We start from the raw sequence: 24,248 nt of genomic DNA, 5'->3' as shown, positions 1-24,248 counted from the left end.
GGACAGCCACCCAGACATCGACGCCACGCCGACACCAGCGCGCTCACCGCCGGCCGAGGCGAGAGCCACGCCCAGGAGGAGCCCGTGGCCGGCATGGGACGGAGCGAGCCGATGATGCGAGGATCCACCGCCGCACCCCGCACCTGAACACCGGCCCGCCCCGGACAGCCACCCAGACATCGACGCCACGCCGGCGCCGACGCCAGCGCGCTGGCCGCCGGAGGAGGGGCGGGCCGGGGCTGATGCCGGTGCTGCGTTCCGGTCGGCTGAGCGGGTCGGGCGAAGTCCGGTGCGGTTCGGCAGCGTCCCGAAGGGCGCGGGGCTGTACCGATATGCGGCTCCGCCGCGTGGGCGCGACCTGCCGGGGCGGACCCGCGGCCGGCCGACGGCCATGGCGCGGCACCGCGAGCGGAGCGCTCAGCGCAGGCCCGTGACCGCGCGTCCCAGGAGGGGCAGCGGGGCTTCTCCCCTGCGTCGCATCCGGTACCAGCGGTGGCCCATGTCGTAGGTCCGGCGGACCCTGCGCAGGGCCGGGAACTGGGTGGCCAGGTGAAGCTGGTAGCGCCAGTGGGGCTGGCGGCCGGTGCGGACGGCCATGGCGTAGGCGAAGGACACCGGGTCGCGGTCCAGGAAGTCGTCCAGCCGCTCGAACCAGGCCATGCTGGAGCGCGCTCCGGCCTGGACGCGGTGCAGATCCTGGCGGCGGCACTCGTCGTACGCCCGTAGCGCCGTGCCCGGATCCGCGTGCCGGGAGAGGCTGCGGGCCAGCGCGATCCCGTCGATCATCGCCAGCCGGGTGCCGGAGCCCAGGGTGAAGTGCGTGGTGTGCGCGGCGTCGCCGGCCAGGACGAGAGGACGCCCGCCGTCGGTGGCGTCGACCCACGTGCGGTTGGCGAGGTGGGTGAAGCGCTGCCATCGGGCCGGCGCGCCGCGGGAACTGCTGAGCAGCGCGTGGCCGTCGAGCGCCCGGTGGAAGACCTTCTCCAGCAGCGGCACGCTCTCCTCGGACTCGGCCGCGTCCAGGCCGAGGCCGTGCCACGTCTCGGGGGAGCACTCCACGATGCAGGTGCTGATCCCCCGGATCGAGGGGTACGCGTGGAACCAGATCCAGCCCGCCTCGGTCTGCTCGAAGCAGAACACGAAGCTGTCGAACTGCCGGTCCGTGCCGAGCCACAGATAGGGGTTGCGGCCGGTCTGCGTCGTCGTGCCGAAGTGCCCGGCGCGGCTCTGCCGGATCCGGCTGCCCGCCCCGTCGGCGGCCACGACCAGGTCGGCATCGGGCAGCTCCGCGAGGTCAGTCAGGTGTTCCCCGTGCCGCACCTCCACACCGAGGGACCGCGCGCGCCGGGTCAGCACCTCCAGCAGGGCCGCGCGGCCCATGCTGTAGCCGTAGCCCCCGAAGTACGCCGTACCGTCGTGGCCGCCGCCGTGCACCTGGATCTCCTGCCCCTGCCAGAGCACGGAACCGGCGCTGATCGCCCGGGCGCTCTCGGGGTCGTTGGCGTGCAGGAGGTCCAGCAGGCCCTCCCAGTACACGACGCCCCAGCCGTAGGTGGCCTCGGGCGGGTCGCGCTCGATCACCGTGATCTCGTGCCCGGCGTCGCGCAGCTTCGCCGAGATCGCGAAGTAAAGTCCGGCCGGGCCTCCGCCCACGCACACGATCCTCATCCGGTCACCGCCTTCACGGCCGCGGGTCGAACGGTCATATGAATCCGGGTGCCCTTGGAGCGGGCACCCGGGTCCCCTGCCTTGCCAGGGGTGTCATGTCAGCGGGGGGCAGTCGTCGTCAATCGCCCCAGCCCCAGCCGCCGTCGCCGCCGTGGTCGCCCCAGCCGCCGCCGTGGTCGCCCCAGCCGCCGCCGTCGCCCCAGCCGCCGTGGTCGCCCCAGCCGCCGCCGTGGTCGCCCCAGCCGCCGCCGTCGCCCCAGCCGCCGCCGTGGTCGCCGTGGTCGCCGTGGTCGCCGTGGTCGGCGACGACGTTGGTCGGTGCCGCGGCGGTGGTGGCGCTGGCGACGCCGGCTCCGGCCGCGAGGGCCAGTGCGGGCGCCGAGAGGACGGCGATGGCCAGTCTCTTGATGCGGGTGGTGTGCGCGCGCATGATGTGCCCCTCTCCGAGGGATGTGTGGATTTCTTCCGCGGCCGCTTCAGGGCCGACCTCTGGCGCTCCGGAGCCTGCGCGCAGCTCCGGGCGCGGTCCGCCGCCCGCGATGGCGATCCGCGGCGGATCCGTCACTTCAATGCCATATCAGACATAAGTGACGTTCAGGATTAAACCTACGTTGAGTGGCCGGGGAAGTCAAAAGCAGGCTCAGCGGGGGATAGTAAGAACGGGTAAAAGAACCAGCGCACTTGAACGCTTCAACCACCCGTAAAGCATCGGGGTCCCGCCATGACCGTTCAGGACATCCGCTCCTTCAACCGCTTCTACACCCACGCCATCGGCGCCCTCGACTACGGCCGGCGTCTGGGCGCGCCCTACACCCTCACCGAATGCCGGGTGCTCTACGAACTGGCGCACGCCGCGGGCCCCGGCGAGGACGGGCTGCGCACCCGACTCGGGCTGGACGGCGGGCACTTGAACCGGATCCTCGGCTCCTTCGAGGAGGCCGGACTGGTCGGGCGGGACGCCTCGGGCGCGCGGGTGGTGCTCACCGCGCGGGGGCGACAGGCCGCCACGCTGCTCGACGAGCGGGCCGGGGAATCGGCCGGCGTGCTGCTCGGGGCGGTCGGCCCGGCGGAGCGGGCGCGCCTGGCCGAGGCCATGCGGACCATCCGGACGATCCTCGGCGACCCGCCCCCGGCCCCGCAGGGCCCCGCCGAGGCCGTGCTGCGCGCGCCGATCCCCGGTGACCTGGGCTGGATCGTGCAGCGCAACGCCGCGCTGTACGCGGCGGAGTACGGCTGGAACGCCGACTACGAGGGGCTGGTCGCCCGGATCGTCGCGGACTACGCCGAGGACCACGACCCGCGTCTGGAGCGGGTGTGGATCGCGGAGCTGGCCGGCCGGCGCGTGGGGTGCGTGATGTGCGTGCGGGACGAGGCCCCGGACACCGCGCGGCTGCGGCTGCTGCTGGTCGAACCGGAGGCACGGGGGCACGGCATCGGGGACCTGCTGGTCGGCGCGGTCGTGGACTTCGCGCGCGGCGCCGGCTACCGCTACCTGGTGCTGTGGACCAACGACGTGCTCGCCGCCGCCCGGCGCCTCTACCGGCACCGCGGCTTCGTGCTCACCGCCGAGAAGCCGCACCGCTCCTTCGGCAAGGACCTGATCGGCCAGGACTGGCGCCTGGATCTGCACCGATCGGGCGAGTGACGAGTAGGGTCCGTGACCATGAAGCTAGCCTTCTCCACCCTCGGTGTTCCCGGTCTTCCGCTGCCCGACGTGCTGGCGCTGGCCACCACGCACGGCTACCACGGTGTCGAGCTGCGCGCCCATCCGGAGGAGCCGGTGCATCCGGGCCTCACGGCGACTCAGCGCGCCGACGCGGCCGCCGAGTTCGAGGCGGCCGGGGTCGAGGTCCTCGGCGTCGCCGGGTACGCGCGCGTGGCCGCGCCCGGCGCGGACGAGCCCGTCGTCGACGAGATACGCGCACTGCTGCGGCTCGCCCACGACCTCGGCGCCCCCTTCGTCCGGGTCTTCCCCGGCGCCGACCCCGGCCTGCCCGCCGCCGAGTCCGACGCGACCGCCGCCCGGCGGCTCGGCACGGTAGCCGAGGACGCGTCCGCACTCGGGGTACGGGTCCTGCTGGAGACCCATGACTCCCACCGCACCGGCGCCGCCGCGATCCGGGTGCTGGGCCCGGTCGGACACGGCCACGTCGGCGCGCTGTGGGACGTCATGCACACCTGGCTGGGCGGCGAGCAGCCCGCCGAGACCTACGCCGCCCTGGCCCCGCATCTGGGGTACGTGCAGGTCAAGGACATCGCGTCGGCCGACGACACGACCCCGCTGCCGCTGGGCGCGGGGGTGCTGCCGCTCACCGAGTGCGTGGACGTGCTGTGCCGGCACGGGTGGGACGGATGGCTCTGCTGGGAGTACGAGAAGCGGTGGTACGAGGCGGCCGCCCCGCTCGGCGGGCTGCTGGGCGGGGGCCGCGAGCACCTGCTGCGCCTGCTCGGCGAAGCGGCCTGACGCCCCTACAGGGTGCTCAGCTGCGCGAACGCCTCGTGGAAGCCCGGGAACGTCTTGCGGACGCAGCCGGGGTCGTCGTACGTCAGGCCGGGCGTGCGCAGCCCGGTCACGGCGAAGGACATCACGACGCGGTGGTCGCCGAAGGTCTTGATCTCCACGTCCGGCAGCGGGCTGCCCGGCTGGATCTCGATCCAGTCCGGGCCGGTCGTCACCCGCACGCCGAGCCGCCGGAGGTTGTCCGCGCAGGCCTCAAGCCGGTCGCACTCCTTCACCCGGGTGTTCGCCACGTCCTCGATGCGCACCGGCCCGCCGGCGAACGGCGCGATCGCGGCCAGCGTCGGCATGGTGTCGGAGATGTCCCGCATGTTCACGGTGAGCCCGCGCAGAACTCCCGTGCCGCGCACGGTCGTCCGGTCGGCCGCGATCTCCACCTCGGCGCCCATCCGCCGCAGCACCTCGACGAAGCGCAGGTCGCCCTGGAGCGCGCCCGCGCCGAGGCCGGGCACGGTCACCTCGCGGCCCGGGGTGACGGCGGCCGCCGCGAAGAAGTAGCTCGCGGTGGAGGCGTCCGGCTCGATCGCGTAGGTGGTGGCCCGGTAGCCGCCCGGCGGGACGTCGTACACCCGGCCGTCCCGGGCGACCTCCACCCCGAAGGCCCGCATCATCGCCAGCGTGATCTCCACGTACGGCGCCGAGACCAGCTCGGTGACGTGGATCCGCAGCCCGGTGCGGGTGAGCGGGCCGAGCAGGAGCAGCGCGGTCAGGTACTGGGACGACTGGCCGGCGTCCAGGGAGACCTCGCCGCCCTCGACGCCGCAGGCCCGGACGGTGAGCGGGTGGTGGTCCTCGGCCTCCTCGTGGCGCAGGTCGACGCCGAGGTCGCGCAGGGCGCGGGTGAGCGGGCCGAGGGGGCGGCGGCGCATCTGCGGGGAGGCGTCGAAGCGGTAGGTGCCGTGCCCGGCGGCGGCCAGGGCGGGCAGGAAGCGGGCCGTGGTGGCGCCGTCGCGGCAGTAGACGTCGGCCTCGGCGCGCGCCGGGCCCTGCGGGCGGCCGTCGACCTGCCAGGTGTCCGGGGTGCGGCCCACCCGGTAGCCGAGCCGGGCGAGGCCCTCGGCGAACCCCTCGGTGTCGTCGGAGCGCAGCGGCCGCACCAGGGTGGTGACGCCGTCGGCGGCCGCCGCGAGGAACAGGGCGCGGTTGGTGAGGGACTTGGAACCGGGGATGTCGACTGCGGGCATGGCCGCCATGATGGCCGTACGGGCCGCGGACCGGGACGCGATGTCCATGAACTGGGACACCCCGGCCATCGGCACGCTCCCTCAATGCGTCGGTGGCGACCCCTCCTGCGGTTACTGTGCAGTCCCTTGACGGAAAGAAACTTCCCGGATAGTGGTGACCTCGCGGAAGTTTCCTTCAGCGGTTCCCCCTGGAAGGAGCGCACGTGTCCGACACCAGCAGACCCTCCAGACGCGCCGTCCTCGCCGCCACCGCGGGTCTCACCGCCGCGCTGACCGTACCGGCACCGGACGCGCAGGCCACCGTCCCCGCCCCGCCACCCGACGACCGCGCGCTGCGCGCCCTGATCTCCCGGATGACGCTGGAGGAGAAGGTCGGCCAGCTCTTCGTGATGCGGGTCTACGGCCACTGCGCCACCGCCCCCGACCAGGCCGACATCGACGCCAACCTCAAGGAGATCGGCGTCCGCACCGCCGCCGAGCTGATCGCCGCCTATCGGGTCGGCGGCATCATCTACTTCAGCTGGGCCCACAACACCCGGGACCCACGGCAGGTCCGGGACCTGTCCGACGGCATCCAGCGGGCCTCCCTGGAGCAGCCGCGCGGCCTGCCGGTGCTCATCACCACCGACCAGGAGCACGGCGCCGTCTGCCGGATCGGCAGGCCTGCCACGCTCTTCCCGGGCGCGATGGCACTCGGCGCGGGCCGCTCACGGGCGGACGCGCGGACCCTCGGCCGGATCTCCGGTGCGGAGCTGCGCGCGATGGGCGTCAACCAGGACTACTCCCCCGACGCGGACGTCAACGTCAACCCGGCCAACCCCATCATCGGCGTCCGCTCCTTCGGCGCCGACCCGGCGGCGGTCGGCGAGCTGGTGGCCGCCGAGGTGAGGGGATATCAGGAGTCCCGGGTCGCGGCCACGGCCAAGCACTTCCCGGGCCACGGCGACACCGCCACCGACAGCCACACCGGGTTCCCGGTCATCACGCACAGCCGGGAGCTGTGGGAGCGGCTGGACGCCGTCCCGTTCCGGGCCGCGATCGCCGCCGGCATCGACTCGATCATGACCGCGCACATCCAGTTCCCGGCCCTGGACGGCTCCGGCGACCCGGCCACCCTCTCCCGTCCGATCCTCACGGGCATCCTGCGCGGCGACCTCGGCTACGACGGCGTCGTCGTCACCGACTCCCTCGGCATGCAGGGCGTGCGCGCCAAGTACGGCGACGACCGGGTGCCGGTGCTCGCGCTCAAGGCCGGGGCGGACCAGTTGCTCGACCCGCCCTCGATCTCGGTCGCCTGGCACGCCGTGCTGAAGGCCGTGCGGGACGGCGAGCTGACCGAGTCCCGCCTGGACGAATCGATCCTGCGCATCCTGCGGCTGAAGTCCCGGCTCGGCCTCTTCGCCGAGCCGTACCCCGACCGGGCGGACGTGGAGCGCACGGTGGGCACGAAGGCGCACCTGGCGGCGGCCGACCGGATCGCCGAGCGCACCACGACGCTGCTCGTCAACGAGGACCGCACCCTGCCCTTCACGCCGCGCGCCGAACGCCGGATCCTGGTCGTCGGCGCGGACCCCGACTCCCCCTCCGGCACCACCGGCCCGCCCACCCGCGTCCTGGCCGCCGCCCTCACCGAACTCGGTTTCGCCGCGACGGCGTTGGCCACCGGCACCGCCCCCTCCACCGCCACCGTCGCCGAGGCGGTCGCGGCGGCCCGGGACGCCGACGCGATCGTGGTGGCGACCTACAACGTGACGGCGGGCAGCACACAGCGCACCCTGGTGGACCAACTGCTCTCCACCGGCAGGCCGTTGGCGGCCCTCGCCGTCCGCAACCCCTACGACGTGGCCCAACTCCCCCCGGTCAAGGCCGCCTTGGCGTCCTACGGCTGGACCGACGTCGAGGTGCGGGCCGCCGCGCGGGTGATCGCCGGGCGCGTGTCGCCGCGCGGGAGGCTGCCGGTGCCGGTGCGGCGGGCGGACGATCCGGCGCAGGTGCTGTACCCGATCGGGCACGGGCTGACGTACTAGGCGTACGTCACGCACCGGGCGCGGTCGCGGCGGGCGGGCGCAAACCCGCCCGCGCCGTCTGGCGTGGCACCGGCGCCGCGGGCCACGCTGGGCGGGGGTGTTCGGGGGGATGACGATGCGTGCGAACGACGCCTGGGGACCGGTGTGCCTGCTGCTGGCCGGCGCCCTGCTGACCGGCTGCCGGGGCGGCGCGGGCGCGCCGGTGGCCGACGCCCGCCCCACCGCGGACGGCGGCCGCGGCGCCGGGTTCCTCGCCGTCGGCGCGTGCAGCTCCTTCGGCACGGCCCACGTCACCGAGGTGCCCTGCGCCGGCGAGCGGGCGGCGGCGCGGGTCGTCGCCCGCTACGACGGCGCGCCGGCCGACGGCCCCCTGTGCCCGCCGACCACCGACTTCGTCCTGCACATCGCCGCCGAGGGCTATGCCTGCATGCGGAACCTGGAACCCCCGCACCCCGGCGACCCCGGCGGCGGAGGCGGCCCGCGCACGATCCCGGGCGACTGCGTCTACACCTCCGGCGCCGGACAGGTCCGCGAGACGCGGTGCGACGGCACGGCCGCGCACCGGCCGCAGTACCGGATCACCACGGCGGCGGCGACGCGGGAGCGGTGCCCGGCGTCGACGGTGCTGTACGTGCAGCTGGGCGGCAGCGAACCGGTGGGCTGCGCCCGGCGGATGTGAGACCTCCGCCGGGCGGGTTTCAGCACATGATCCAGCCCGAGCTGACCGAACCCCGGCCCACCGAGCCCTTGATCCACACGCAGCGGTGGCCGGCGTGGACGGTGACCGGGCCCGCCTGGTACCGGTAGCCGCCGCTGTCGACCACCGGGCGGTTGCCGCGGGCCTGGACGCTCACGGACATCGTCTGCACGGCGCCGGGCCGCCGGGCGACGGTGAGCGCGCAGACGTATCCGTCCCGCTTGTACACGTGCGTGACGCCGGTGCCGAACGCCAGGGTCCGCACCTCGCGCCCCACGCAGGCGTCCGCCGGGGCGGCCTCCGCAGCGCCGGACGCCAGCAGGGCGAGCGTGGCCGACGCGGCCAGCACGGCCGCCCCGAGCGCCAGACGCCGGCGTGTCCCACCACGGTCCACAGCTGTTCCTCCCCGTTTCACGAACGCCTTCCCCCGACGGCCCGTACTGATGTACGGACGCTCGGGTGTGTCGGAAGGTTGCACGACCGTCAGCGGAACGCCTCAGCGGGTGGCCGCCACCGGCTCCTCCGGCTCGGATCCCCCGACGAAGGTGCGCCACAGCTCGGCGTACCGGCCGCCCCGGGCGAGGAGTTCGTCGTGGGTGCCGTCCTCCGCGACCCGGCCGTGGTCCATCACCACCACCCGGTCCGCGCGGGCGGCCGTGGTCAGCCGGTGCGCGACCACCAGCGTCGTACGACGGCCCGCCAGCCGCTCGGTGGCCTGGTTGACCTGGGCCTCCGTGGCCAGGTCCAGGGCGGCGGTGGCCTCGTCCAGGAGCAGGACGTCGGGGTCGACCAGCTCGGCGCGGGCGAGCGCGATCAGCTGGCGCTGGCCGGCGGAGAGGTTCCGGCCGCGCTCGGCGACCTCGTGCAGGTAGCCGCCCTCCAGCCCGGCGATCATCTCGTGCGCGCCGACCGCCCGCGCCGCCGCCTCCACCTCGGCGTCGGTGGCCTCGGGACGGCCGTAGGCGATGGCGTCGCGGACGGTGCCCGGGAACAGGTACGCCTCCTGCGGGACCACTCCGAGCCGGTGCCGGTAGGAGGTCAGGTCGAGGGCGCGCAGGTCCGTGCCGTCCGCCGTGACCCGGCCGGCGGTCGGGTCGTAGAACCGCGCGACCAGCTTGACCAGCGTCGACTTGCCCGCACCGGTCTCGCCGACGAACGCCACCGTCTGCCCGGCCGGGATCGTCAGGTCGATCCCGGTCAGCGCCTCCTCCTCGTCGCCGTAGGCGAAGTGCACGTCCTCGAAGGCGATCTCACCGCGCAGCGACAGCACCTCCAGCGGTTCCCGCGCCGCCTGCGTGGACGTCGGCTCGCGCAGCAGCTCCTGGATGCGGCCCAGCGAGACCGTGGCCTGCTGGTAGCCGTCGAAGACCTGCGACAGCTGCTGGACGGGGGCGAAGAACAGGTCGATGTACAGCAGGTAGGCGACCAGCGCACCCGTCGTCAGCGTGGCCGCCTCCACCCGGTGCGCGCCCGCGATCAGCACGGACGCCGAGGCGACCGACGACAGCAGCTGCACGAAGGGGAAGTAGACCGAGATCAGCCGCTGGCCCCGGACGCGGGCGCGGCGGTAGTCGTCGCTGCGCCCGGCGAACCGCGCCCCGCCGTCCCGCTCGCGCCGGAAGGCCTGCACGATCCGCAGCCCGGCGACCGACTCCTGCAGGTCGGCGTTGACGACCGACACCCGTTCCCGGGCCAGCTCGTACGCCTTCACGCTCGCCCGGCGGAAGAAGAACGTCGCGACGATCAGCGGCGGCAGGGTCACGAAGACGACGAGTGCGAGCTGCACGTCGATCAGCAGCAGGACGAGCATGATGCCGAAGAAGGTGACGACCGAGACGAAGGCGGTGACCAGGCCGGTCTGCAGGAACGTCGACAGGGCGTCGACGTCGGTCGTCATGCGGGTCATGATCCGGCCGGTCAGCTCGCGCTCGTAGTAGTCGAGGCCGAGCCGCTGGAGCTGGGCGAAGATCTTCAGCCGCAGCGAGTAGAGGACCCGCTCGCCGGTACGGCCGGTCATCCGGGTCTCGCCGATCTGGGCGGCCCACTGGACGAGGACGGTCAGCAGGGCGAGCAGGGAGGCCGCCCACACGGCGCCGAGGGCCGTCTTCGTGACGCCCTGGTCGATGCCGTGCCGGATCAGCACCGGCAGCAGCAGCCCCGCGCCCGCGTCCACGGCGACCAGCCCCAGGCTGATCAGCAGGGGCACACCGAAGCCGCGCAACAGCCGGCGCAGCCCGTAGGAGTCCTCGCGGCGCACCGCCCGGGCCTCGTCGACGTCCGGGGTGTCGGTGGCCGGGGGCAGCGCCTCGACCTGGGCGAGCAGTTCGGGGCTGGCGGGCGTGCCGCTGAGCGCCAGGTCCCTGGGCGCGCGGTCGCCGGTCCACAGCCGGGGGGTCACGCCCCGCTCGGCGTCGAACTCGGCGTCCAGCTCCGCGCGCAGGGTCGTGTCCTCGGCCGGACCGGCGGCCACGGCGTGGCCCGGGGAGACCCCGCCCAGCTCGTCGGGGTCGGTGAGCAGCCGGCGGTACAGGGCGGAGCGCTCCTGGAGTTCGTCGTGCGTGCCGATGTCGGCGAGCCGGCCGCCGTCCAGTACGGCGATGCGGTCGGCGAGGTTGAGGGTGGAGCGGCGGTGCGCGATCAGGAGCGTGGTCCGGCCCCGCATGACGTGCCTGAGGGCCTCGTGGATCTCGTGCTCGACGCGGGCGTCGACGGCGGAGGTGGCGTCGTCCAGGACGAGCAGCCGGGGGTCGGTGAGCAGGGCGCGGGCGAGTGCCACGCGCTGGCGCTGGCCGCCGGAGAGGGTCAGGCCCTGCTCGCCGACCTTGGTGTCGTAGCCCCTGGGCAGTTCCCGGATGAAACGGTCCGCCTGGGCGGCGCGGGCGGCCTCGCGGATCTCCTCGTCGGTGGCGTCGGGACGGCCGTACGCGATGTTGCCCCGCACGGTGTCGGAGAAGAGGAAGGAGTCCTCGGGGACCAGCCCGATGGCGGCCCGCAGGCTGTCCAGGGTGAGTTCGCGGACGTCGTGGCCGCCGACCAGGACGGCGCCGTGGGTGACGTCGTAGAAGCGCGGCAGGAGCAGGGAGAGGGTGGACTTGCCGGAGCCGGAGGAGCCGACGACGGCGAGGGTCTCGCCGGCGCGGATCTCGAAGCTCAGCCCGTGCAGCACCGGGCGCTCCTCGCCGTACCCGAAGGACACGTCGTCGAACTCGACGGTCGCGGGCGCGTCGGCGGGCAGGGTCTTGGTGCCGTCCCGCATCGTCGGCTCGGTGTCGATCAGCTCCAGCACGCGCTCGGTGCCGGCGCGGGCCTGCTGGCCGACGGTGAGGACCATGGCGAGCATCCGCACCGGGCCGACCAGCTGGGCGAGGTAGCTGGAGAAGGCGACGAACGTGCCGAGCGTGATGTGCCCGCGCACCGCCAGCCAGCCGCCGAGGGCCAGCATGGCGACCTGGCCGAGGGCCGGGACGGCCTGGAGGGCGGGGGTGTACCGGCTGTTCAGCCGTATGGTGCGCAGCCGCCCCGCGAAGAGCCGGCGGCCGACCTCCCTGAGCTTGCCGGTCTCCTGCTCCTCCTGCCCGAAGCCCTTCACCACGCGCACGCCGCTCACGGCGCCGTCGACCACGCCCGCGACGGCGGCGGCCTGGGCCTGGGCGTACCAGGTGGCGGGGTGCAGCCTGCTGCGGCTGCGCCGGGCGATCCAGCCGAGGGCGGGCGCGACGGCGAGGGCGACCAGGGTCAGCGGCAGCGACAGCCACGCCATGATCGCCAGGGAGATCAGGAAGAGCAGGACGTTCCCGATGGTCATCGGGAGCATGAAGAGCAGCCCCTGGATCAGCTGCAGGTCGCTGGTCGCCCGGCCGACGACCTGCCCGGTGGACAGCTCGTCCTGGCGGCGGCCGTCGAGCCGGGTGATCGTCCCGTACATCTCCGTGCGCAGGTCGTGCTGCACGTCGAGGGCGAGCCGGCCGCCGTAGTAGCGGCGGACGTAGGTGGCCGCGTAGACGAGGAGGGCCGCGCCGATCAGGGCGCCGGCCCAGGGGGCCATGGGGCGGCTGTGGTTCCCGATCACGTCGTCGATGATCATCTTGGTGATCAGCGGGACCACGGCCATGACCGCCATGCCGGCCAGGGACGAGCCGAGGGCCAGGACGACGTCCTTCGGATACCGCCAGGCGTAGGCCGCCAGCCGTCTTGCCCATCCCCGTTGCGCTGCCACGCCGGTGCCTCCCGTGAGTCTCGTCCACCGGAACACACCAACGCCCACGTGAGCGGATTTCATCCCTCCGCAACGAACCGGGGGCGTGATCGCATGCCTTCGACGTCGTCCGGGAGCGGGTTCGGCCGGGGCTGCCCGGCCGTGGCGCCGGGCGAGGGGCGGGCGGCGACGCCGGCCACGTGGTGGCCGCCGCCGGACCGGCGGCCAGGGCGGCGAGCACCGCCCCCAGGCGCATGCCCGCCACCGTGGAACGAGCGGGCGCACGGCAGGCCGCCCCGCCCTTCAGCCCGCGTCAGCCCTGCGGCGGCACCGCGACGAACGCCTCGCTCGGCCGGCTCGTCGGCACGTAGACGGCGGTCTCGGAGGTGATCGGCACGAGGTCCTTGTGGATGGCCTTGGCCACGTTCTGGATGGTCGTCACGCCGTCGTCCATGGTGCTGTTGTCCTGGGTCAGCACGGAGATCATGTAGTCGTGGCCGGCGCCGTTGAAGGTGCCGAGGCTGTGCACCCGCCAGCCGTGCGTCGAGCGCTGCAGCCAGCCGTTCTTGACGTGCACGGAGACGGTGGACGGGGCCCCGGCCGGGGTGCCCCAGCGCTGCGAGGAGATGACCTGGCCCATCAACTTCAGAATGTAGGCGCGGGAGTTGTCGCTCAGCACACTGTTCTTCGCGGTGACGAGCTTGAGCAGCTTCTGCTCGTCGGTGACGTTCTCCTGGGTCAGACCCCAGTAACCGCCCGTGCCCGGCACGGTCTTCGTCATCCCGGCGGCGGACAGGAAGCCCTTGATCTTCGTCAGGCCCAGCTGCTTCCACAGCTTGCTGGTGGCGGTGTTGTCGGACTGGGTGATCATGGCCTTGGCGAGCGACTGCTCGGTGCTCGTCAGGTACCGGTCGTGCTTCTTGGCGTCCCACAGCAGCGTCGCGAGCACGGTGACCTTCACGGTGCTGGCCGAGTCGTAGGCGCTGGTCGCCCGCAGGGTGCAGGTGGTGTTGGTGCCGCGGTCGTACAGCCCGAGGGCGACCGTGCTCCTGCGGCCCGCCAGGGCACCGGTGATGTCCTTCTGCAGCTTCGTGGCGAGGCCCGCCTTGGCGGACGTACAGCTGACGGCGGGCGCGGCCGCGGCGGCCGGGGTGGCGGTGGATACGGCGGTGGCCGCCGGTATGAGCAGGGCGGCGGCGAGGGCGGCGGTACGTACGCCGGTACGTCTTGATATCCGGTAATCCATGCCCACGTTGACTCACCGGGTCGGCGGAATGGTTGCACGCCTTTTCCCGTCAGGAGAGTTCGAGGGATTCGCGAGGGTGGGCAGGGGCAATGATTCGCTCATGCCAGGGGAGAGCGAGAGTCAGGTCCGGCGGTCGGGGCGGTTGTTCGCGGCAGTGGCGGTGCTGCGCTTCCTCGCGGATCCGGGCAAGCGCCTGCCCGGCGCGGACGCCTTCACGGGGAAGGACAGCCCGGAAAAGCGGATCAGCGACCTGAAGTCGAACCCGTACGACGCTCTGCTGGCGACATGCAAGAGGGGTGGCACGAACGGGGAGGCGGCGGCCTCGGTGTTCCGCTCCATACCGGGCCTTCTGGAGCAGGGGCCATTGCCCTACACCGACACCATCGGCCAGGACCGCCTCCCGGACTTCATCGCGGGCTACGACGCCCAACTGGCTCAGATCAGAGAGGACTTTCCCAAACTCCTGGACTGAGGCGGGCACCCCGGCTCTCGGCGATCCTGTGTACGTCGGCCAACGCCTCGCGCATCCGGGCGAGCAGGAACCGGAGCTGGGCAGAGGTCGCCCGGTCGTCGGCGAGCAGGTCGGTGGCGTGATCACTGGGCAACGCACTGCCGCTCAGGGAATCACTGGCTCTGCTCAGGACAACAGCGAGGGACTACGAACGCCATGGCTGACCGCATCAACGCTTGGCGGAAGTCCTCCCACAGCAACGACCAAGGCGGCAGCTGCCTCGAAGTCCTCGCCAACCACCCCTCAGACCGCGTGCCCGTCCGAGACTCCAAGACCCCCGACGGCCCCGCCCTGTACTTCCCCGCCCTCGGCTGGTCGTCGTTCGTCGCGGCGGTCAAGAACGGCGAGTTCACGGCCTGAGCCGATTCACAGGCCACAGCAAGGCACACCACAGCACACGCCCAAACCGCCTCTGCACGCTGCCACCGTGACATCTGCCACCGATCCCCTCCCCCGCGCCACGACCGAGACCGCGACCCTGGGCCCACCGGCTCCGGACGTCGACGTACCGCCGGGGCGCACCCCGCGCTGGTCGCTTCCCGTGCTGCTCGCGATCCTGCTGCTGGCGGCCGTGCTCTACACCTGGAATCTGTCCGGGTCGAACCTGAACACCTTCTACAGCGGTGCTGTCTGGGCCGGTACGAAGAGCTGGAAGGCCTGGTTCTTCGGCTCGCTGGACCCGGGCAACTTCCTCACCGTCGACAAACCGCCGTTCGCGCTCATGGTCATGGGCCTGTCGTGCCGCCTCTTCGGCTTCGGCACCTGGCAGATGATGGCGCCGATGATCGTCGTAGCGCTGGCCACGATCTGGATCCTGCACACGTCCGTGAAGCGGGTGTGGGGGCACGGGGCGGCGGCTGCTGCTGCCCTGGTCCTGGCGCTGACGCCGATCACGGTCGCCATCAACCGGGACAACAACCCCGACACGCTGCTGGTGTTCCTCATGGTGTCGGGCGCGGCGCTGGCGCTGAGGGCCACGCGTGAGGACCGGCTGCTGCCCCTGCTCGGCTCGGCGGCCTGCTTCGGCCTCGCCTTCCACACCAAGCTGCTCGCGGGGTACATCGCGCTGCCCGCCGTCTTCGCGGTCCACCTGTACGCGTCGCGGGCCCCGTGGGTGAAGCGGCTCGTCCATCTGCTGGGCGCGGCGGTCGTCCTGGCCGTCTTCAGCTTCTGGTGGGCGCTGGCGGTCTCCCTGGTCCCGGCCTCGGACCGGCCGTACATCGGCGGCTCGACGGACGGTACCGCCTGGGACCTGATCATGGGGTACGACGGTCTGGGCCGCGTCTTCGGCGGCGAGGGCAACGGCACACGCGGCGGGGGCGGCGCGAGCTTCTCCGGCACCTCGGGCCTCGGCCGGATGTTCAACGACGTCCTGGGCGGCCAGATCTCCTGGCTGCTGCCCTTCTCGGTGATCGCGCTGATCGGCGGCCTGGTGCTGTGCGGGCGAGCCCCGCGCACCGACCTGAAGCGGATGGCACTGGTCCTGTGGGGCGGCTGGACGCTGCTGCACTACTCCATCTTCGCCACGGCCCAGGGCACCATGCACCCCTACTACACGACCGCGCTCGCCCCGGGCATCGCGGCACTGTGCGGCGGCGGTGGCGTGATGCTGCTGAACGCGTTCCGCGCCGACAAGCGCTGGGCATGGGTGCTGCCGGCCGGTCTCGCGGTCACGGCGATCTGGGCGATCGTCCTGCTCCGCCGGGCCTCCGGCTGGAACACCTGGCTGTGGCCGACCATCGGTGTGGTCATGGCGGCGGCGCTCGTCGGCCTGTTCGTCTCCCGGTCCGGAGGTCGGGCATGGCTCCTGGCGGCCTCCCTCGCCGCGGCGGTCGTCGCCGCGCTCGCGGGCCCGGCGGCGTACGCCTGGTCGGTGCTGTCCGGTTCGGGCGGCGGGATGGGCGGTACGAACCCGACGGCCGGTCCGTCGACGGACAACGGCTTCGGCGGGCCCGGCGGGGGCGGCCGGGGTGGCTTCCCGGGCGGCGGCCGAAGCGCCGAGGCGGGTGGCGGCTTCCCCGGGGGTGCGATGCCGGGCGGCGGCGGACAGCAGGCTGGAGGCTTCCCGGGCGGCGGGGAGAACGGTGAACTTCCCAGCGGACAGGGTGCGTCGGGCGGTACGACGCCGGGCGGCGCCGACGCCGCCACGGGCGAGTCGGGACGCGTGGGCGGCCGTACGGGAGCCGGCATGGGCGGCGGAGGTATGCGCGGCGGCGGTATGGGCGGCGGCGGTATGGGCGGCGCGAGCAGCGAGCTGATCACGTACCTGGAGAAGCGCCGGGACGGCGCCACCTGGCTGCTCGCGGTCTCCAACTCCCGGAGCGCGGCCCAGATCGAGCTGAGCGCGCAGGTGCCGGTCATCTCCATGTGGGGCTTCACCGGCACCGACAAGGCGATGACCGTCGCCAAGCTCCAGGAGCTGGTCAAGAAGGGCGAGCTGCACTACGTCCAGCTCGGCGGCGGCATGGGCGGCGGCCCCGGCGGCGACAACAGCAGCGTGTCCTCCGAGGTCACGGCCTGGGTGAAGAGGCACGGCACGCTGGTGAAGGAGAGCGCGTACAGCAGGACGGGTTCGTCCACGTCCTCGTCGGGCACGGCGTCACGGTCCAACCAGTCGGCGCTCTACCGCCTGGACCCGTCGGACGTGAGCTGACGCAACGCGAACCACAGCTCCATGCGCACGTCCGGGTCGTCGAGGTCGGCGTCCAGCAGGGCGGCGCAGCGGGCGATGCGCTGGCGCACGGTGTTGCGGTGGACGTCCAGGGCGACCGCCGCGCGGTCCCAACTGCCGTGCAGTGAGAGCCAGTTGCGCAGTGTCTCGGTGAGGGCCGGCCGGCCGGCGAGCGGCGCCAGGAGGGTGTGGGCGTGGGCCTCGGCGTCCGCGCGTGGCACCAGGTCCGCCAGCGCCGGCCGCGCCCCGTGCCGGACCAGCGGGGCGCGGGTGGCGCGGGCCCGGGCCAGGGCGCGGGCCGCCTGGGTGTCGGCGTCCGGCCACGCGTCCGGCGCCACGACGGCACTGGCCCCGAGCGTCCAGCCGGGCTGCGCCTCCGGCTCCCGCCCGCCCGGCACCGAGACGGGCACGAGTACCCGTACGACCTCACGCCCGAGGTCGACCAGCGGCGACCCCAGGGCGGCGCCGAGCGCCGAGGCGGCGACGGCGTCCGGGAGCTGGGTCTCGGGCCGGGCGTGCACGACGACCCAGCCGCCCTCCCCGAGCAGCGGCGCCACCTCGGCGGGCCGCGCGCCGAGCAGCAGCCGTACGAAGGCCGAGGAGCGCGCGGCCCCGGCTCCGCTGTGGTGCTCGCCGGTCAGCAGTGACAGCAGGACGGAGGCCACGGAGGCGATGGTGTGGTCGCCGGGCTCGCGCCGGGCGCTCGCCACCGCGAGGACGAACCCCTCACCGGCCCCGAGGGCGTAGGCGGTCAGGTGCGTGTCGCCGAGGGTGTCCGTGGCGGAGGTGGGGGCGGGGGGCGCGCTCCCGCCGGGCCGTACGACCCGCGCCAGCTTCGTCAGCGCCCGCCCCACCCCCGCCGCCGGTTCACGGCCGGCGGCGGCGATCCGGGTGCCGTCGGGGCCGTAGAGCACCGCGTGGCCGGCCAGCCGATGGGCCAGCTGGCGCAGGACCGAGGGGACCGGGTCGGGCCGGGCGGCGGCGGAGGCGAGGCTCTGCTGGGCCTCGGTGACGCGCCGCAGCTCGGCCAGCCGGGCCTGCGCCATCAGCTGCCACACCGCGCGCGCAACGCCGGAGAAGGTGGTCTGCGGGGGGACCTCCAGGAGCGGGAGGCCGTGGCGGTCGCAGGCGGCGACCAGGGCGCGCGGGACCGTGTCGTGCACCGGGGCCACCCCGAAGCCGAGGGCCGCGCCGCCCGCCGCGACGATCCGGGCGACGTAGTCGTCGAAGTAGGTCCCCGAGCCCGCCGCCTCAGGGACGTGCACCCCGGCCGTGAGCAGCAGCTCCCCGCCGAGCAGGTACGGGTACGGGTCGGCCATCTCCGACGTGTGCGCCCAGTGGATCACGGTCGAGGCGTCCGCCGGGCCCGCGATCCGCCGCAGGGCCAGGTCCTCGCGGGCCAGCAGGGCCGACAGCGGGATCGGCGGGGTCGGCGGGACCGCCGGGGCAGGCGAGGACGGTGAGGTCGCCGCTGGGGTGATCGGTTCCGGCATGGTGTGCGTTCCCTCCACTCCACCCCGTGCATATGGATGAAACGTACACTTCGCAGTCGCTTTCCGGCCACCTAGTGTCAAGTCCGTACGGCAGCCGCGGGTACGGGCGGATGTCCCCGCGAGCCCCTGCCGTCGTCCCCACTCCCCTGCATCTGCACGACACGCCACCGACAGTGCGCGAAGGAGGGCCCCCACCATGGCCGTCGACTACACAGTGATCGTCGTCTATCTCGCCGGGATGCTGGCGATGGGCTGGTGGGGCATGCGCCGCGCCAGGTCGAAGAGCGACTTCCTGGTGGCGGGCCGCCGCCTCGGGCCCGCCATGTACTCCGGCACCATGGCGGCGATCGTCCTCGGCGGCGCGTCCACCATCGGCGGTGTGGGCCTCGGCTACCGGTACGGCCTCTCCGGCGCCTGGATGGTCTTCACCATCGGTCTCGGCCTGCTGGCGCTGTCGGTCTTCTTCTCCGCCCGCATCGCCCGCCTGAGGGTCTACACCGTCTCGGAGATGCTCGACCTGCGCTACGGCGGCAGGGCGGGCGTCATCTCGGGCGTGGTCATGTGGGCGTACACCCTGATGCTGGCCGTCACCTCGACGATCGCCTACGCCACGATCTTCGACGTCCTCTTCGACATGAACCGCACGCTCGCGATCGTCATCGGCGGCTCCATCGTCGTCGCGTACTCCACGCTCGGCGGCATGTGGTCGATCACCCTCACGGACATGGTCCAGTTCGTGGTGAAGACCATCGGCGTGCTGCTCCTGCTCCTGCCGATCGCGGTCGTCAAGGCAGGCGGCTTCGGGGCGATGCGGGCCAAGCTGCCGACCTCCTACTTCGACCCGCTGGGTATCGGCGGCGAGACGATCTTCACCTACGTCCTGATCTACACGTTCGGCATGCTGATCGGCCAGGACATCTGGCAGCGCGTGTTCACCGCCCGCAGCGACAGGACGGCCAGGTGGGGCGGCACGGTGGCCGGGACCTACTGTCTGGCCTACGCCCTGGCCGGCGCGGTGATCGGTACGGCCGCCAAGGTGCTGTACCCGAAGCTGGGCAGCCCCGACGACGCCTTCGCCACCATCGTCAAGGCCGAACTCCCCGTCGGTGTCCGCGGGTTGGTGCTGGCCGCCGCGCTCGCCGCCGTGATGTCGACGTCCTCCGGCGCCCTGATCGCCTGTGCGACGGTGGCCAACAACGACATCTGGTCGCGGCTGCGGGGCCGCACCGGGCGCCCGTCCGGGGACCATGACGAGGTCGGCGGCAACCGCGCCTTCATCCTGATCATGGGCGTGGCGGTGATCGGCACGGCGATCGCGCTGAACAACGTGGTCGAGGCGCTGACCGTCGCCTACAACCTGCTCGTCGGCGGCCTGCTCGTCCCGATCCTCGGCGGTCTGCTGTGGAAGCGCGGCACGGCCCAGGGCGCGCTCGCCTCGGTGGTCGCCGGCGGCCTCGCGGTCATCGGCCTGATGGCCGGGTTCGGCATCCTCGCCAACGAACCCGTCTACTACGGCCTGCTCGCCTCCCTCGCCTCCTACGTCGCCGTGTCCCTGGCCACCCGGCCCACCGACGAGACGGTCCTCGCCACCTGGCGGGAACGCCTCGCCGGACGGAACCCCGAACTCACCTCCGATCCGGTCCCGGCTCCCCAGTAGAGTCGTACGACAAGCAGTACATGCGCGACGAAGCGCAGGAAAGAAGGCATTTCACCATGAGCAGCAACGAGACGCCCCGCGGCCCCGTCGACTCCTCCCGCGTCCCGCGCTACGCCGGACCCGCGACCTTCGCCCGGCTGCCCCGCCTGGACGAGGTCGGCACCGCCGACGTCGCCGTCGTGGGCGTGCCGTTCGACTCCGGCGTCTCGTACCGGCCGGGCGCCCGCTTCGGCGGCAACGCCATCCGCGAGGCGTCCCGGCTGCTGCGCCCGTACAACCCGGCGCAGGACGCCTCCCCCTTCGCGCTCGCCCAGGTGGCGGACGGCGGCGACATCGCCGTGAACCCGTTCAACATCAACGAGGCCGTGGAGACCGTCGAGGCGGCGGCCGACGACCTGCTCGGCACGGGCGCGCGTCTGATGACGCTGGGCGGCGACCACACCATCGCGCTGCCGCTGCTGAGGAGCGTGGCGAAGAAGCACGGCCCGGTGGCCCTGCTGCACTTCGACGCCCACCTGGACACCTGGGACACCTACTTCGGCGCCGAGTACACCCACGGCACCCCGTTCCGCCGCGCGGTGGAGGAAGGCATCCTCGACACCTCGGCGCTGTCCCACGTCGGCACGCGCGGCCCGCTGTACGGCAAGCAGGACCTGACGGACGACGAGAAGATGGGCTTCGGCATCGTCACGTCGGCGGACGTCATGCGGCGCGGTGTGGACGAGATCGCCGACCAGCTGCGCCAGCGCGTCGGCGACCGCCCGCTGTACATCTCCATCGACATCGACTGCCTGGACCCCGCCCACGCGCCCGGCACGGGCACCCCGGAGGCGGGCGGCATGACCTCGCGGGAGCTGCTGGAGATCCTGCGCGGCCTGGCGTCGTGCAACCTGGTCTCGGCGGACGTGGTCGAGGTGGCCCCGGCGTACGACCACGCCGAGATCACCTCGGTCGCGGCCTCCCACACGGCCTACGAACTGACCACCATCATGAGCCGCCAGATCGCGGCGGCCCGGAAGGACGCGGAAGCGAAGTGACCCACGACCACGACCTGGTACTCCGCCCGACGCCGGCGCAGATCACCGCCGCCCTGAACCCCCCTGCGGGCCGCAACGGCGGGGACCTGGTCGTGGAGACGCTGACCGGGCTCGGCGCGACGACGGTCTTCGGCCTGCCCGGCCAGCACGCGCTCGGCATGTTCGACGCGCTGCGCAGGTCGTCGCTGCGGTACGTGGGCCTGCGGGTGGAGAACAACGCGGGCTTCGCGGCGGACGCGTACGGCCGCGTCACGGGCGAGGCCGCCCCGCTCCTCCTCTCGACGGGCCCCGGCGCGCTGACGTCGCTCGCGGCGCTCCAGGAGGCGGCGGCGGCGAGCGCGCCGGTGCTGGCGATCAGCAGCCAGGTCCCGACGGCCGGCCTGGGCGGCGGCCGGCACGGCTACCTGCACGAACTCCCGGACCAGTCCGCCTCGTTCCGGGGCGTCGTCAAGTCCGTCCACACGGTCCGCACGCAGTCCCAGGTCCCGTCCGCGATCGCCGACGCCTGGAGGTCGGCGCTGACGGCCCCGCACGGACCGGTGTGGGTGGAGATCCCCCAGGACGTCCTCCTCGCGCCGACCGCCCTGCCGGTGGTGACGGCACCGGACGCAACCCCGGAGGACCTGCCGCCCCGCCCCGAACTGACCGCTCTGGCCGCGCACCTGCTGTCCCGTGCCGCCCGCCCGGCGGTCATCGCGGGCGGCGGGGTCGTCCGCGCGGACGCCTCGGGCAAGCTGAGGCTGCTGGCCGAGAGACTCAAGGCCCCGGTCGTGACGACGTTCGGCGGCAAGGGCGCGTTCCCCTGGAACCACCCCCTCTCCCTCCAGTCCTGGCTGGAGGACCGGCACACGACGGACTTCCTTCAGGACGCGGACGTCCTCCTGGTCGTCGGCTCGGGCCTCGGTGAACTCTCCTCCAACTACCACACGTTCAAGCCCCGTGGCCGCGTGATCCAGATCGAGGCCGACCTCGGCAAGCTGGAGTCCAACCACCCGGCTCTGGGCATCCACGCGGATGCCCGCCTGGCGCTCCAGGCCTTGCTGGAGACGGTGCAGGAGCGCACGGACACGACGGCGCCGCAGCGGGTGCGAGAGCTGCTGGAGAAGGTGGCGGCCCGCATCGCCGGGCAGGAACTGGCGCTGGAGCAGCAGGTGTTGGGGGCCGTCCGTGACGCGCTGCCCGCCGGCTCCCCGTCCTTCTGGGACATGACGATCCTCGCCTACTGGGCGTGGTCGGCCTTCGACGCCAAGGGCCCGAACCTCATGCACTCGGCCCAGGGCGCCGGCGGCCTCGGCTACGGCTTCCCGGCGGCGCTGGGCGCGGCGGCGGCCGACCCGGGCCGCCCGGTCCTCGCGGTCTCCGGCGACGGCGGCGCCCTGTACTCGATCGCGGAACTGGCCACCGCGCGCCAGTACGACCTCCCGGTCACCTGGCTGATCGTCGACGACGGCGGCTACGGCATCCTCCGCGAGTACATGACGGACGCCTTCGGCCGGCCGACAGCCACGGAGCTGACCCGCCCGGACTACGTGGCCCTGGCGGAGTCCTTCGGCGTCCCGGGCGTACGGACCTCTGCGCAGACCCTGCGGGAGGACCTGGCGAAGGCCCTCGCGACGCCGGGCCCCTCGGTGGTCGTACTCCCCGCGCTGCTGCGGATGTTCGCGCCGACGCACCTGGGCTGACCGGCCCGCTTCAGGGGTTCGACGGGCGGGTCACGCCAGGGCCGTCGCCGTCGCGCGGGCGAAGCCTTCCGGGTTGTCCAGCATGATGTTGTGGCCGCACCCCGGCACCCGGGCGACCGTGACGCCGGCCGACTCCAGGGAGCCGATGCCGGTGAGCGTGTCGTCGTCCTCGGGGAGGAGGAAGGTGCGCGGGATCGGCAGGCCGGCGAGGAGTTCGCGCAGGGTGGGGGTGGTGCCGCGGACCAGGTGCACGGCGCTGCGGTGCAGGGCCTCGCGGCCCGCCAGGCGCATGGTGGACCACCAGTGGGGGCCGACCCGGTCGCGGACCTCGGCCCAGCCGCCCGCCAGGAACTCCTCCTCCGGGTAGTGGGCGATGCCGCTGCTGCCGGGCCCGCCCGGCCGGGGCGTGAGCGGGTCGAGGTTGGCGTCGATCAGCACCAGGCGCGAGACCAGCTCGGGATGCCGGGCGGCCAGCACGATCGCCACGGAGCCGCCCATGCTGTGCGCGACGAGTCCGGCGCCCGTGACACCGGCGGACCTCAGGGCTGCGGCCAGCGTGTCCGCGTGGGACTCCAGCGTGTAGTCGAAGTCCGCGGGGCGGTCGCTGATGCCGTGGCCGAGCAGGCCGACCAGGAGGCAGCGGCGCCCGGACAGCAGGGGGTGGCACGCGGCCTCGGCGAAGTAGGCGGGCGCGGTGGCCCCCAGGCCGTGCACGTACACGCGGGCCGGTTCCTCCCCCGGCAGTTCGACCCAGCGCATCAGGTCGCCGGCGGGTGTCCCGACGGCGGCACGCATTTCTTCCCCCTTTGCGAATATGTCGTTTCGACATACCCTAGCCGCGGCCGCCCCCTGCCCCACAATGGGAGGCATGCCGATACCCGGGACACCCAGCCGCGCCCAACTCGTCGACCACCTGGTGAGGACCCGTATCGCGGGGGACGTCGCCACGCCCCGCGAGAACAACCTCTCCCACTACCGCAAGCTGGCCAACGGCGACCGTCACTACTGGCTCGGTCTGGAGCTGGGCGACCGCTGGGCGGACGAGCAGGACGTGCTCGCCGTGATGGCGGAGCGGGCCGGAGTCAACGACGACCCCGAGTACCGGTACGGACAGGACACCATCGACCCGGAGTTGACCGTCGACGCGCTGGAGCGGATGGCGGCGCGGCTGCGCAAGGCGGCCAAGGGGCGGCAGCGGGTGCTGTTCGCCACCGGCCACCCGGGCGGCCTGCTCGACGTGCACCGGGCCACCGCCGCCGCGCTGCGCGCCGCCGGCTGCGAGATCGTGGTCATCCCGGACGGGCTGCAGACGGACGAGGGGTACGTCATGCAGTTCGCGGACGTGGCCGTGCTGGAGCACGGGGCGACGCTGTGGCACACCCACTCCGGCGAGCCGATGCGGGCCGTTCTGACGGGACTTGAGCGCACGGGGCGCCCGCTGCCCGATCTCGTCGTCGCCGACCACGGCTGGGCCGGGTACGCCGGACAGCACGGCGTCGACTCCGTCGGCTACGCCGACTGCAACGACCCCGCGCTGTTCCTCGCCGAGTCCGAGGGCACCCTCCAGGCCGTCGTACCACTGGACGACCGGGTGCCGAGCCCGCGCTTCTACGACCCGATGACGGCCTACCTGCTGGCACAGGCGGGGCTTTCCTGACCGCC

19 protein-coding genes are annotated in these 24,248 nt (G+C 73.3%); 11 read left to right on the top strand and 8 right to left on the bottom strand.

Annotation, left to right across the window (positions count from 1 at the left end):
• Positions 1–417: 417 nt before the first annotated feature.
• The gene (locus ACZ60X_RS22925) at positions 418–1,668 is read right to left on the bottom strand and encodes an FAD-dependent monooxygenase (protein WP_469601373.1); all 1,251 of its coding nucleotides are present in this window, start codon (positions 1,666–1,668) and stop codon (positions 418–420) included.
• A 118-nt stretch (positions 1,669–1,786) separates the two neighbouring features.
• On the bottom strand, positions 1,787–2,098 hold the full coding sequence (locus tag ACZ60X_RS22920) for a hypothetical protein (protein WP_469601371.1): 312 nt from the start codon (positions 2,096–2,098) through the stop codon (positions 1,787–1,789).
• A 291-nt stretch (positions 2,099–2,389) separates the two neighbouring features.
• On the opposite strand from ACZ60X_RS22920, the gene ACZ60X_RS22915 reads away from it, so the two are divergent.
• Positions 2,390–3,313, top strand: a complete 924-nt coding sequence (locus ACZ60X_RS22915) for a bifunctional helix-turn-helix transcriptional regulator/GNAT family N-acetyltransferase (protein ID WP_469601366.1) — start codon at positions 2,390–2,392, stop codon at positions 3,311–3,313.
• 18 nt (positions 3,314–3,331) lie between these two features.
• Complete coding sequence (locus ACZ60X_RS22910) at positions 3,332–4,132, top strand: sugar phosphate isomerase/epimerase family protein (protein ID WP_469601363.1); 801 nt, start codon at positions 3,332–3,334, stop codon at positions 4,130–4,132.
• A 5-nt stretch (positions 4,133–4,137) separates the two neighbouring features.
• On the opposite strand, the gene aroA is transcribed toward ACZ60X_RS22910, so the two are convergent.
• Positions 4,138–5,370, bottom strand: a complete 1,233-nt coding sequence (gene aroA, locus ACZ60X_RS22905) for a 3-phosphoshikimate 1-carboxyvinyltransferase (RefSeq protein ID WP_469601597.1) — start codon at positions 5,368–5,370, stop codon at positions 4,138–4,140.
• A gap of 203 nt (positions 5,371–5,573) precedes the next feature.
• On the opposite strand from aroA, the gene ACZ60X_RS22900 reads away from it, so the two are divergent.
• Positions 5,574–7,397, top strand: coding sequence for a glycoside hydrolase family 3 protein (locus ACZ60X_RS22900; protein ID WP_469601360.1), 1,824 nt, complete (start codon positions 5,574–5,576; stop codon positions 7,395–7,397).
• A 115-nt stretch (positions 7,398–7,512) separates the two neighbouring features.
• Complete coding sequence (locus ACZ60X_RS22895; protein WP_469601595.1) at positions 7,513–8,076, top strand: hypothetical protein; 564 nt, start codon at positions 7,513–7,515, stop codon at positions 8,074–8,076.
• A gap of 19 nt (positions 8,077–8,095) precedes the next feature.
• On the opposite strand, the gene ACZ60X_RS22890 is transcribed toward ACZ60X_RS22895, so the two are convergent.
• The 3 genes from ACZ60X_RS22890 to ACZ60X_RS22880 form a co-directional block, all read right to left on the bottom strand.
• The gene (locus ACZ60X_RS22890; RefSeq protein ID WP_469601356.1) at positions 8,096–8,488 is read right to left on the bottom strand and encodes a hypothetical protein; all 393 of its coding nucleotides are present in this window, start codon (positions 8,486–8,488) and stop codon (positions 8,096–8,098) included.
• A gap of 102 nt (positions 8,489–8,590) precedes the next feature.
• Entirely contained in the window at positions 8,591–12,310 is a 3,720-nt protein-coding gene (locus tag ACZ60X_RS22885; protein ID WP_469601354.1) for an ABC transporter ATP-binding protein, read from the bottom strand.
• 292 nt (positions 12,311–12,602) lie between these two features.
• Positions 12,603–13,535: a serine hydrolase gene (locus ACZ60X_RS22880; protein ID WP_469601352.1), complete on the bottom strand. Its 933-nt coding sequence runs from the start codon at positions 13,533–13,535 to the stop codon at positions 12,603–12,605.
• Between the two features lie 100 nt (positions 13,536–13,635).
• Here ACZ60X_RS22880 and ACZ60X_RS22875 point away from each other — a divergent pair, with 100 nt between their 5' ends.
• The 3 genes from ACZ60X_RS22875 (at position 13,636) to ACZ60X_RS22865 (ending at position 16,699) form a co-directional block, all read left to right on the top strand.
• Entirely contained in the window at positions 13,636–14,007 is a 372-nt protein-coding gene (locus ACZ60X_RS22875; protein WP_469601349.1) for a hypothetical protein, read from the top strand.
• A 195-nt stretch (positions 14,008–14,202) separates the two neighbouring features.
• On the top strand, positions 14,203–14,406 hold the full coding sequence (locus ACZ60X_RS22870) for a DUF397 domain-containing protein (protein WP_469601346.1): 204 nt from the start codon (positions 14,203–14,205) through the stop codon (positions 14,404–14,406).
• Between the two features lie 67 nt (positions 14,407–14,473).
• The gene (locus tag ACZ60X_RS22865) at positions 14,474–16,699 is read left to right on the top strand and encodes an ArnT family glycosyltransferase (protein ID WP_469601343.1); all 2,226 of its coding nucleotides are present in this window, start codon (positions 14,474–14,476) and stop codon (positions 16,697–16,699) included.
• Here the strand turns inward: ACZ60X_RS22865 and ACZ60X_RS22860 are convergent.
• A complete protein-coding gene (locus ACZ60X_RS22860; protein WP_469601340.1) occupies positions 16,669–18,210 on the bottom strand; it encodes a PucR family transcriptional regulator in 1,542 nt (513 codons plus the stop codon). The two genes, ACZ60X_RS22865 and ACZ60X_RS22860, sit on opposite strands and share 31 nt — an antisense overlap.
• Before the next feature lie 196 nt (positions 18,211–18,406).
• Here ACZ60X_RS22860 and ACZ60X_RS22855 point away from each other — a divergent pair, with 196 nt between their 5' ends.
• From ACZ60X_RS22855 to ACZ60X_RS22845, 3 genes are read left to right on the top strand one after another with little or no spacing between them, the layout of a single operon-like run.
• Positions 18,407–19,867, top strand: coding sequence for a sodium:solute symporter family protein (locus ACZ60X_RS22855; protein WP_469601337.1), 1,461 nt, complete (start codon positions 18,407–18,409; stop codon positions 19,865–19,867).
• A gap of 56 nt (positions 19,868–19,923) precedes the next feature.
• A complete protein-coding gene (gene speB / locus ACZ60X_RS22850; RefSeq protein ID WP_469601335.1) occupies positions 19,924–20,904 on the top strand; it encodes an agmatinase in 981 nt (326 codons plus the stop codon).
• On the top strand, positions 20,901–22,586 hold the full coding sequence (locus ACZ60X_RS22845) for a thiamine pyrophosphate-binding protein (protein ID WP_469601332.1): 1,686 nt from the start codon (positions 20,901–20,903) through the stop codon (positions 22,584–22,586). Before speB ends, ACZ60X_RS22845 begins: the two co-directional genes overlap by 4 nt.
• Positions 22,587–22,616: 30 nt before the next feature.
• Here ACZ60X_RS22845 and ACZ60X_RS22840 read toward each other — a convergent pair whose 3' ends face one another.
• Positions 22,617–23,381: an alpha/beta fold hydrolase gene (locus tag ACZ60X_RS22840; protein ID WP_469601330.1), complete on the bottom strand. Its 765-nt coding sequence runs from the start codon at positions 23,379–23,381 to the stop codon at positions 22,617–22,619.
• A gap of 73 nt (positions 23,382–23,454) precedes the next feature.
• Here ACZ60X_RS22840 and ACZ60X_RS22835 point away from each other — a divergent pair, with 73 nt between their 5' ends.
• On the top strand, positions 23,455–24,243 hold the full coding sequence (locus ACZ60X_RS22835; protein WP_469601326.1) for a phosphatase: 789 nt from the start codon (positions 23,455–23,457) through the stop codon (positions 24,241–24,243).
• Positions 24,244–24,248 lie beyond the last annotated feature (5 nt).

Source organism: Streptomyces sp. NPDC104106 (assembly GCF_055584345.1).
Note: the sequence above shows the minus strand (reverse complement) of the source record. Positions and strands in the feature narration are given on the sequence as shown.

Bases quoted from the DNA above. Each gene is read 5' to 3' on its own strand.
- aroA (WP_469601597.1), bottom strand. From the start codon at position 5,370: ATGCCCGCAGTCGACATCCCCGGTTCCAAGTCCCTCACCAACCGCGCC.
- ACZ60X_RS22875 (WP_469601349.1), top strand. From the start codon at position 13,636: ATGCCAGGGGAGAGCGAGAGTCAGGTCCGGCGGTCGGGGCGGTTGTTC.
- ACZ60X_RS22840 (WP_469601330.1), bottom strand. From the start codon at position 23,381: ATGCGTGCCGCCGTCGGGACACCCGCCGGCGACCTGATGCGCTGGGTC.
- ACZ60X_RS22835 (WP_469601326.1), top strand. From the start codon at position 23,455: ATGCCGATACCCGGGACACCCAGCCGCGCCCAACTCGTCGACCACCTG.
- ACZ60X_RS22910 (WP_469601363.1), top strand. From the start codon at position 3,332: ATGAAGCTAGCCTTCTCCACCCTCGGTGTTCCCGGTCTTCCGCTGCCC.
- speB (WP_469601335.1), top strand. From the start codon at position 19,924: ATGAGCAGCAACGAGACGCCCCGCGGCCCCGTCGACTCCTCCCGCGTC.
- ACZ60X_RS22920 (WP_469601371.1), bottom strand. From the start codon at position 2,098: ATGCGCGCGCACACCACCCGCATCAAGAGACTGGCCATCGCCGTCCTC.
- ACZ60X_RS22895 (WP_469601595.1), top strand. From the start codon at position 7,513: ATGCGTGCGAACGACGCCTGGGGACCGGTGTGCCTGCTGCTGGCCGGC.
- ACZ60X_RS22855 (WP_469601337.1), top strand. From the start codon at position 18,407: ATGGCCGTCGACTACACAGTGATCGTCGTCTATCTCGCCGGGATGCTG.
- ACZ60X_RS22925 (WP_469601373.1), bottom strand. From the start codon at position 1,668: ATGAGGATCGTGTGCGTGGGCGGAGGCCCGGCCGGACTTTACTTCGCG.
- ACZ60X_RS22870 (WP_469601346.1), top strand. From the start codon at position 14,203: ATGGCTGACCGCATCAACGCTTGGCGGAAGTCCTCCCACAGCAACGAC.
- ACZ60X_RS22860 (WP_469601340.1), bottom strand. From the start codon at position 18,210: ATGCCGGAACCGATCACCCCAGCGGCGACCTCACCGTCCTCGCCTGCC.
- ACZ60X_RS22915 (WP_469601366.1), top strand. From the start codon at position 2,390: ATGACCGTTCAGGACATCCGCTCCTTCAACCGCTTCTACACCCACGCC.
- ACZ60X_RS22880 (WP_469601352.1), bottom strand. From the start codon at position 13,535: ATGGATTACCGGATATCAAGACGTACCGGCGTACGTACCGCCGCCCTC.